9 protein-coding genes are annotated in these 9,360 nt (G+C 52.1%); 6 read left to right on the forward strand and 3 right to left on the reverse strand.

All coding sequences use genetic code 11. The features are described from left to right. Positions 1-19: 19 nt before the first annotated feature. The 3 genes from KU392_RS09010 to KU392_RS09020 form a co-directional block, all read right to left on the reverse strand. Positions 20-820: a TatD family hydrolase gene (locus tag KU392_RS09010; protein WP_169294354.1), complete on the reverse strand. Its 801-nt coding sequence runs from the start codon at positions 818-820 to the stop codon at positions 20-22. Positions 821-910: 90 nt separating this feature from the next. Then, the gene (lolD, locus tag KU392_RS09015) at positions 911-1,615 is read right to left on the reverse strand and encodes a lipoprotein-releasing ABC transporter ATP-binding protein LolD (protein WP_169294353.1); all 705 of its coding nucleotides are present in this window, start codon (positions 1,613-1,615) and stop codon (positions 911-913) included. Beyond that, on the reverse strand, positions 1,608-2,840 hold the full coding sequence (locus tag KU392_RS09020; protein WP_211182335.1) for a lipoprotein-releasing ABC transporter permease subunit: 1,233 nt from the start codon (positions 2,838-2,840) through the stop codon (positions 1,608-1,610). Before KU392_RS09020 ends, lolD begins: the two co-directional genes overlap by 8 nt. Before the next feature lie 80 nt (positions 2,841-2,920). Here KU392_RS09020 and KU392_RS09025 point away from each other — a divergent pair, with 80 nt between their 5' ends. The 6 genes from KU392_RS09025 (at position 2,921) to lysS (ending at position 9,198) form a co-directional block, all read left to right on the forward strand. After that, complete coding sequence (locus tag KU392_RS09025) at positions 2,921-3,850, forward strand: hypothetical protein (protein WP_169294351.1); 930 nt, start codon at positions 2,921-2,923, stop codon at positions 3,848-3,850. Beyond that, the gene (gene recJ, locus KU392_RS09030) at positions 3,838-5,544 is read left to right on the forward strand and encodes a single-stranded-DNA-specific exonuclease RecJ (protein WP_425514654.1); all 1,707 of its coding nucleotides are present in this window, start codon (positions 3,838-3,840) and stop codon (positions 5,542-5,544) included. The genes KU392_RS09025 and recJ overlap by 13 nt, the downstream gene beginning before the upstream one ends. 4 nt (positions 5,545-5,548) lie before the next feature. After that, on the forward strand, positions 5,549-5,707 hold the full coding sequence (locus KU392_RS09035) for a hypothetical protein (protein ID WP_169294349.1): 159 nt from the start codon (positions 5,549-5,551) through the stop codon (positions 5,705-5,707). A gap of 97 nt (positions 5,708-5,804) precedes the next feature. Further along, a protein-coding gene (gene prfB, locus KU392_RS09040; RefSeq protein WP_217735120.1) for a peptide chain release factor 2 occupies positions 5,805-6,909 on the forward strand; the annotation gives its coding sequence in 2 pieces (ribosomal slippage) (positions 5,805-5,885 and positions 5,887-6,909; 1,104 coding nt in all). Further along, complete coding sequence (locus tag KU392_RS09045) at positions 6,910-7,665, forward strand: SDR family NAD(P)-dependent oxidoreductase (RefSeq protein ID WP_169294347.1); 756 nt, start codon at positions 6,910-6,912, stop codon at positions 7,663-7,665. 9 nt (positions 7,666-7,674) lie between these two features. Then, positions 7,675-9,198, forward strand: a complete 1,524-nt coding sequence (gene lysS / locus KU392_RS09050) for a lysine--tRNA ligase (protein ID WP_169294346.1) — start codon at positions 7,675-7,677, stop codon at positions 9,196-9,198. The last annotated feature ends 162 nt before the right edge of the window (positions 9,199-9,360 follow it).

Raw genomic sequence — 9,360 nt, forward strand, 5'->3', positions numbered from 1 at the left:
ATCTGGCTAAAAATCCTGTTCAGGACAATATCATCCGTGGCAAAACCCGTTTGGCCGTATGGGTCGTGCTTTCGCAAATGGTTTCAAAACTTTCCTGACGCAAGTCTGCCAGCTCCCGGGCAATACGGCCAATTTGTCCGGGCGTGTTGCGCCGGTTGGGCTCATGCAGCCAGGCCGGAGGAATATCCGGTGAATCGGTTTCCAGCACCAGACTGGACAGATCGAGTTCACTGGCCAGGCGACGTATTTGCAAAGAACGGGTATAGGTCATGGCCCCCCCTACCCCCAAGGCAAAGCCCAAGTCAGTAAATGCCTGCGCCTGCTGGAAACTGCCATTAAAAGCATGGGCAATACCGCCAGACAAGGAACACCGGCGCAAGTATTTCAGCAAGGTATCCTGTGATTTGCGCACATGCAAAATCACCGGCAAATTGAATTGTTTGGCCAGACTTAACTGGGCCGAGTAAAAATATTCCTGCCGCTCCCGCTGCACGCCACTGGCAATGTCGGTCACAAAAAAATCCAGTCCGACTTCACCCACCCCGACAAAACGCGGATCCTCCATGGAACGGGCGATTTCCTGCTCCAGCAAGTCCAGATCTTCATCTTGCGCCTTATGCACATACATGGGATGGATACCCAAGGCATAAAAGCCCCCGTCAATGCGGTGCGCCAGGTTTCTGACCGTAGCAAAATTGCTTTGCTCCACGGCCGGAATCACCATAATCCTGACCCCTTGCGCCCGGGCATCCGCAATCACTTCTTCGCGATCATGATCAAATTCGGCCGCATCCAAGTGGCAATGTGTATCAATCAGCATGGCTACACCTGTTTATATCCGGGTTGAACAATGAATCCCTGTCTGCGCACTTTGCATTAAACGTTGGACAAATATCAGGCCAATGAATGTTTAAACGGGAATATCGTTTTTTTGATTCAGTCGGCCTTTTTCCATGACCAACTGGCGGTCTGCCAGCTCGGCCAGCTTGGGATCGTGGGTCACAATTACAAAAGCCGTATTGAATTCCTTATTGACCGATTTTAACAGGGCAAACATATTCTGGGCCGTTTCCCTGTCAAGGTTGCCGGTGGGCTCATCGGCCAGCACACAGACCGGATTGGCCACCAGCGCACGGGCCAGGGCCACACGTTGACGCTCGCCCCCGGAAAGCTGGCTGGGTTTATGCGTGACCCGCTCAGCCAACCCTACTTTAGCCAACACCTGTTCAGCCATTTTACGTGCCACGCCGCGATCCATCCTTCTGACAATCAAAGGCATGGCCACGTTATCCAGCGCACTGAATTCGGGCAACAAATGATGAAACTGATACACAAACCCCAGACTCTGGTTGCGGATCTGGCTGCGTTGCTTCTCGGACAAGCCGGCTGTACGGGTTCCGTTCACCAGCACCTCGCCAGACGTGGGCTCATCAAGCAGGCCCAGGGTATGCAGCAAGGTGCTTTTACCAGAGCCCGAAGCACCAATAATGGCCACCATTTCACCCTGCGCGACATCCAGATCGATGCCTTTGAGGATATCCAGCCGGCTATTGCCGTCTTCGTAATATTTAACAATCGACTTTGCCTGCAAAGCATATTTTTTCTCATCAGTCATGGCGCAATACCTCGGCAGGTTGCAAACGGGAGGCTCTCCAGCTTGGATATAGAGTAGCCAGTATGGACAGCACCAGGGATGTCAGGCCCACCGCGGTAATATCGCTGACTTCAGGATGAGACGGCAATTGGCTGACAAAATAAATGCTGGGGTCCAGGAAATGAATACCGAACAGGTTTTCAATAAACGGGATGATGACATCAATATTGTAGGCCACCACACAACCCAGGAAAACGCCCATAAAAGTGCCCACCACCCCAATCAAAGAACCCTGTACCAAAAATATCCGGGCCACTTCTGCCGGACTGGCACCCAGTGTTCTTAAAATCGCGATGTCCGATTGCTTGTCCTTGACCGCCATCACCAGTGAGGACAGCAGATTGAAGGCAGCCACGGCAATAATCAGGGCCAGAATCAGGAACATCATTCTTTTTTCCGTCTTGACCGCGGCAAACCAGGTCCGGTTATCTTGCGTCCAGTCACGCGCAACAATACCCTGGGGCAAGCTGAACATTAATTGATTGGCCACTTCCGGGGCATCAAGCATATCATTGACTTTAAGCCTGACACCGGCCAGGCCCATATTACGGAACAGTACGGCACCATCGCGGGCGGCAATAAAAGCCAGGCTGGAGTCATATTCATAATGACCGGAAGAAAATATGCCGGAAATCGTGAATTGCCGCATGCGCGGTGTAAAACCGGCCGGGTTGATGGAGCCCTGCGGAGACATCACCAGCAGGGTATCTCCCACATTAACACCCATCTGATTGGCCAGTGTCTGGCCAATCACCATATTGAACGTACCAGGCTGCAAGGAATCCAGGGAACCACGAATGATTTGATCGGGCAACTCGGACACCTTGCCTTCATTGGCCGGGTCAAGACCGCGAATTTCCACCCCTTTGAGCACATTGCCACGTGCCAGCATGCCTGAGGAGGCGACAAAAGCGGACGCGCCAACGACTTCAGGGTTTTTTTCAGCCTCGCTGGCCAGGTTTTGCCAGTCTTCCAGGGCACTTACCGCATCAATTTGCGGGTTGAACAGTTGAATGTGTGGCAAAACCGACAACATGCGATCGCGTACATCCACCTGAAATCCGTTCATCACGGACATGACAATAATGAGAGCGGCAACCCCCAGCGCAATACCCGCCATCGAGCTGCCCGCAATAAAAGACACAAAGCGGTCGCGCTTTTTTCCGCGCCCTTTTGCTCTTGTCAATCCCGCATAACGGGAACCAATCCATAGTTCGTAAGGTATTTTCACAAGCGTAAATGATTCACAAAGATTACAATTCCAACATGGATATTGTTATTTCAGGGATACTTCCCCACTCATCGATTGCTTCTGAACTGGCCAGGCAGGCGGCCAAAGCCGCGCCGAGCCTGTTTCAAAAACTGGAAAACAGCAAGGGTACCGTGCATTTGCTCGACCCCAACGAAACCGGCTGTACGCCTTTTGAATACTGGCAACTGGAACAGCGCCAATTCACGCCTGTTGGGCAACAAAATCATGCTGCAGGACTTGGACCGCTTTATTCCACCCACTCACCCAACCGGGATCAACCCGTTTGGTTGCTGGAGCTGGCGCACATCGCGTTAGGCGCGTCCAATGCCTCTTTACTTACTGCCGATGATCTGGTCATATCGGAATCGGAAAGCTTAGCATTATTTGAAAGTGCACAGGTTGTTTTTTCCGAGAGCCCTTTCAAATTACTGCAACATGATACACACCGCTGGCTCATCGAGGTACCACCCGATATGGTTTTACCCTCCTTAAGCCCCAATGTCATTGCCAGCGGAACTCTTAATAACTGGTGGCCGCAAGATGCGCAAAGCCGCCTGTTACGCAAACTATTAAATGCGCTCCAGGTGGAATGGCATGAACATCCCGTAAACCAGGCCCGGCAACAAAAAGGCATGCCTCTCATTAATGGCGCCTGGGTCTTTGGCGGTGCCACGCCTTCACAACTGCAGGCGGCCCCTGTCTCAGAGCCGCCGCGCATCCTTCGGCAACTTGAAATCGCTCACCGCAAGCAGGATTGGGGCCAATGGCTGGCCATCCTGGGCAAACTTGAGCAAGATGTTTTCCGCTTCCCTGTCAATAAAAGCGACAGGCTGGTGCTAACCGGCTATGATCGACTGGTTGTCATCACACCGGGCCGCCTGCCTGGCTGGCTGAGTAAACTATTAAATCGCAATCAACAATGGAAGGACTGGTGGTGTCAGTAAAAATAAGTGACCGGACGCAAAACCCCGGCTATCAGCAACAATTGGAAAACGCGGGCATTCATGCCCTGCTGGCACGACTCTGGGCATCACGCGGTGTCAATGATCCGGCCCAAACACAGGCGCAATGGCAAAACATGCTGGCCCCTTCCCTGCTTTCCGAAGTGAACCGGGCGGCCAACCTGCTGGCCGATGCCATCGAGCAAAGAAAAAAACTCCTGATTATTGCCGACTATGATTGTGACGGTGCCACGGCCTGCGCAACCGGTGTACGTGCCCTGCGCCAGATGGGGGCCGATATTGATTTTCTGGTCCCCAACCGCTTTGAAACCGGCTATGGTTTATCTCCTGCCGTGGTTAAACTGGCTTGCCAGCACCCCAATGGCAAACCCGATATCCTGATTACGGTTGATAATGGCATTGCCAGTGTTGAAGGTGTGCAGGCGGCACGAGACGAAGGCATGGCGGTGATCGTGACCGACCACCACCTGCCTGGTGACACCCTGCCCGATGCCCTGTGCATCGTCAATCCCAACAAGCCCGGCTGCACCTTCCCGTCCAAGAACCTGGCTGGTGTAGGAGTGATTTTCTATGTCATGCTGGCCCTGCGAGCTCAAATGCGTCAACGCGGACACTTCCCCCCCAACGGTGGGCCCAGGCTTGACAACCTTGCCGACCTGTTGGCGCTGGGCACCGTTGCGGATGTTGTTCGCCTGGACAGCAATAACCGCCTGCTGGTTACCCAAGGACTCAACAAAATCCGCAGGGGCCACTTGCAGCCCGGCATCAAGGCCCTGTTCATGGTGGCGGGGGGCAATTTCAAAGAAGCCAGTGCCACCGACCTGGGTTTTAAAATCGGCCCGCGCATCAATGCTGCCGGTCGTCTGGCAGACATGAGCCTGGGCATCCGCTGCTTAATCACCGATGATGAAACCGAAGCCCTGCATTTAGCCCGCCAACTGGATGAAATCAATCATCAGCGCCGCTCTATTGAACACGAAATGAGCGAACAGGCCCTGGCTACGCTGGCATCTCCTGAAAACACCCAGTCGGCCAGCATCTGCGTCTTTAATGACAGCTGGCACCAGGGCGTCGTGGGCATTGTGGCCTCCCGCCTGAAAGAAAAATTCTGGAAGCCCACCCTGGCCTTTGCCCCTGCCGACAATGATGAGTTACGCGGATCGGGTCGCTCCATACCCGAACTGCACCTGCGTGATGCGCTTGATTTGGTATCCAAACGTCACCCTGGCATGATCCTGAAATTTGGTGGCCATGCCATGGCGGCCGGACTTTCCCTGAAAAGCACGCAGTTTGACGCGTTTGCCAGCGCCTTTAACGAAGCGGTGCAGGAAATGACGGGCACCAGCAGCTTTGAGCCCCTGCTTGAAACCGATGGCTCACTGGATCCTGTTTTTGCCAACGCCGAAACTGCTTTACTGCTGCAAAACCAGGTTTGGGGAGCCGGTTTTCCCGCCCCGCTTTTCAGGGATGTGTACCGCATCCGCAACCAAAAACTGCTCAAAGACAAACACCTTAAATTAAAAGTTGAACGTAACCAGGTGCTGTATGATGCCATCTGGTTCAATCAGCAGGAATCACTGCCCGAATACGCTGAACTGGTGTATGAACTGGTACCCAATCACTGGAATGGCGTGGTCTCGGCACAACTGCTTGTCAAACACGCCCGGGATGTCTGAGATAATGAAAAAACTTTCCTGCCTGACCGGCTTGCTCGCCTTTGTCTTTTCCCTGGCTGCCTGCACAAACATGAACTCCCCCAGTGCCCCCATTGATAACGTCATCAATACCGTTGGTGATGCCTTCGGCAATATATCCGGCAAAAAACCGGGCAGACCATAAAATCTTTTCAATAAGCAAAGCCCTTTTCAGGGCTTTTTTACTGCTATGCGTTAAAATGTGGGGTTAGCAAAAATAAAATTTGATCTTAGGAAATATAATGGAAGCCGAGCGCCAGAATCAAATCTTAGCAAACCTTGAAGATTACGCTGAACGCGAATCCGACCTTCGGAGGTATCTTTGACTACGAGGCAAAATCAGAACGCCTGCAAGTAGTCAATCTGGAACTTGAAAATCCGGATATCTGGAACGATCCCGAACACGCCCAGGAGTTGGGCAAAGAAAAGAAAAGCCTTGAAAAAATCGTACTGGTGTTAAGCGAGTTACGGCAAAACATCAAAGATTCAATCGATCTTTACGAACTGGCCGAGATGGACGACGATGAGGCAACTTTACTGGCTATCGAAGAAGACGCCAAAAAATACGCTGAAATCCTGCAAGGCCTTGAGTTCCACCGTATGTTCTCCAATCCGGCCGACCCCCTGAACTGCTTTATGGACATCCAGGCAGGCGCCGGTGGCACCGAAGCCCAGGATTGGGCATCCATGCTGCTGCGCCAATACCTGCGCTATTGTGAAAACAAAGACTTCAAAACCGAGATCCTTGAAATTTCCGATGGTGATGTTGCCGGCATCAAATCCGCCACCATCAAAATCGAAGGTGATTACGCTTTTGGCTTTTTACGTACCGAAAGTGGTGTTCACCGCCTGGTCCGTAAAAGTCCGTTCGACTCCTCCAATGGCCGTCACACGTCTTTTGCCAGTGTCTATGTATACCCTGAAATCGACGATTCCATCGAAATTGAGATTAACCCGGCAGATTTGCGCATAGATACTTACCGTGCCAGCGGTGCCGGTGGTCAGCACATTAACAAAACCGACTCGGCCGTCCGGATTACCCACACCCCCACCGGTATTGTTGTCCAGTGTCAGAATGACCGCTCACAGCACCGTAACCGTGCCGAAGCCATGTCCATGCTGCGCTCCAAACTGTATGAACTGGAAATGCGTAACCGCATGGCCGAACAGCAAAAACTCGAAGACGCCAAAACCGAAGTAGGCTGGGGCCATCAAATCCGCTCTTACGTGCTGGACCAAAGCCGTATCAAAGACTTGCGTACCAATGTCGAGGTTTCCAATACCCAAAAAGTACTGGATGGCGACCTGGACATGTTCATTGAAGCAAGTCTGAAACAGGGTATTTAAATGAGCCAAACCGTTGCCATCGTTACCGGTTCTTCCAGGGGGCTGGGGGCCGCACTGGCTGGCCAGCTTGCCACGCAGGTCAACCAGCTAATTACCGTGGCCCGAACCGATAACCGGCAATTGCACAAGCTTGCCCGGCAACATGGTTGCGAGCATATCCACCATGAAGCCGATCTTGCCGATCCGGCACAAATCGAGCAGGCTTCCCGGGCCATTTTTTCGCAGTTCGATCTCTCGGCCAGCCAATATATCCTGATTAATAACGCAGGCACACTGGGGCCCGTTGGCCAATATAACAGTCTTGGCCACAACAAGGCCGCTGACATAACCAGCGCCTTCAATTTAAACATCAATAGTGTTATTGTGCTAACGTCGGCTTTTTTAACGGCCACCCGCTCTACCGGGGCCGACATCCGGGTCATTAACATTTCCTCGGGTGCCGGTCGCTCTCCCTATCCTGGCTGGGGTGTTTATTGTGCCACCAAGGCCGCCCTTGACATGTACACCCGTGTGGCAAAACAGGAAGCCCCCCATGCCAAACTGGTGTCATTGGCGCCTGGTGTCATCGATACCGCCATGCAAAAACAAATTCGCGAACTGGATCCTAACGATTTTCCCAATCGGTCCCGTTTTACCCAGCTCCATGACAAAGGCGAACTGTCAAATCCCGAACAGCTCGCTCATAAAATCCTGAATTATTTACATCGTGATGATTTCGGCCAAACCGAAATTGATGATATTCGTCACTATTCATAAACCACAACCATGACAGAACAACATAACCCTATCGCTCCCGAACAAGATGAAAACCGCCTGATTGCCGAACGTCGTGCCAAGCTGGATAAAATCCGTGAAGAAGGGATTGCCTTTCCGAATGATTTTGTACCCGAACACAAGGCATTGAAACTGCACGAACAGTACGATGCACTTGACAAAGAAACCCTGGATCCGCAAAAAATACCCGCCAAGGTCGCCGGCCGCATGATGCTCAAGCGAGTCATGGGCAAGGCCAGTTTTGCCACCATTCAGGACGGCAGCGGCCGCATTCAGATTTATCTGGATAAAAATTCGGTAGGCGAAGACACTTACAACCAGTTCAAGCAATGGGATATTGGTGACATTATTGCCGTAGAAGGCCGTGTATTCAAAACCAACAAGGGTGAGCTGTCGATTCACGCAGAAAGCATTCGTCTGCTTGCCAAGTCCCTGCGTCCTTTACCCGATAAATTCCACGGCATTGCCGATCAGGAACTGCGTTACCGCCAGCGTTATGTTGACCTGATCATGACTGAAGAAACGCGCAACACGTTCAAAACGCGCAGCAAGGCGATCAATGCCATTCGTTCATACATGCTTGATGCCGACTTCCTTGAAGTTGAAACCCCCATGCTGCACCCCATTCCAGGTGGTGCTGCCGCCAAGCCATTTGTGACCCATCACAATGCCCTGGACATGGAAATGTACTTGCGTATTGCCCCCGAGCTGTATCTGAAACGCCTGGTTGTGGGCGGCTTTGAACGCGTATTTGAAATTAACCGAAACTTCCGCAATGAAGGGGTTAGCCCACGCCATAACCCTGAATTTACCATGATGGAGTTCTATGCCGCTTACACCGATTACCAGTGGCTGATGAACTTTACCGAAAAACTGCTGCGTGATGTTGCCATTCAAGCCACCGGCAGTGCCGTGCTTACCCACCAGGGCCGTGAGCTTGACCTAAGCAAACCCTTTGACCGTCTAACAATTGTTCAGGCCATTACCAAATACGCGCCCGAGTACACCGAAGAACAATTGGGCAATGAAGAGTTTTTACGCAACGAACTGAAGAAATTCGGCGTTGATGCCTATGATGCAGTCATGTCCCGCGCAGGCATTGGTGCCCTGCAACTGGCCCTGTTTGAAGAAACCGCCGAAGCCAAATTGTGGAACCCGACTTTCATCATCGACTATCCCGTCGAGGTCTCACCGCTGGCACGCGAGTCCGATACCGTTCCTGGCATTACCGAACGCTTCGAACTGTTTATTACCGGCCGTGAAATTGCCAATGGTTTTTCTGAATTGAATGACCCTGAAGACCAGGCAGCCCGCTTCCTGGCCCAGGTAGAAGCCAAAGATGCCGGTGATGAAGAAGCCATGTTCTATGATGCCGACTACATCCGGGCGCTGGAATACGGCATGCCTCCGGCAGGCGGTTGTGGTATTGGCATAGACCGCCTGGTCATGCTGCTGACAGACAGCCCCAGTATTCGTGACGTCTTGCTCTTCCCGCATTTGCGTAAAGAAGGCTGATGGCTATTTTAAATACCGCTTAAGCGGTGTTGATAGTAACTGTCCGGTAAAGTCATCTTTTCAAGTCGCTAATAAAATATGAACATACTTGTCCACTATCGCAAATGGACACGTATGGACTATCTAGAAGAAATCAGCCCGGAACCAACCCCGTTACCCCGT

It is taken from the genome of Advenella alkanexedens (assembly GCF_019132845.1).
Classification (GTDB): domain Bacteria; phylum Pseudomonadota; class Gammaproteobacteria; order Burkholderiales; family Burkholderiaceae_B; genus Advenella; species Advenella alkanexedens.

Bases quoted from the DNA above. Each gene is read 5' to 3' on its own strand.
- KU392_RS09010 (WP_169294354.1), bottom strand. From the start codon at position 820: ATGCTGATTGATACACATTGCCACTTGGATGCGGCCGAATTTGATCAT.
- lolD (WP_169294353.1), bottom strand. From the start codon at position 1,615: ATGACTGATGAGAAAAAATATGCTTTGCAGGCAAAGTCGATTGTTAAA.
- KU392_RS09025 (WP_169294351.1), top strand. From the start codon at position 2,921: ATGGATATTGTTATTTCAGGGATACTTCCCCACTCATCGATTGCTTCT.
- KU392_RS09035 (WP_169294349.1), top strand. From the start codon at position 5,549: ATGAAAAAACTTTCCTGCCTGACCGGCTTGCTCGCCTTTGTCTTTTCC.
- KU392_RS09045 (WP_169294347.1), top strand. From the start codon at position 6,910: ATGAGCCAAACCGTTGCCATCGTTACCGGTTCTTCCAGGGGGCTGGGG.
- lysS (WP_169294346.1), top strand. From the start codon at position 7,675: ATGACAGAACAACATAACCCTATCGCTCCCGAACAAGATGAAAACCGC.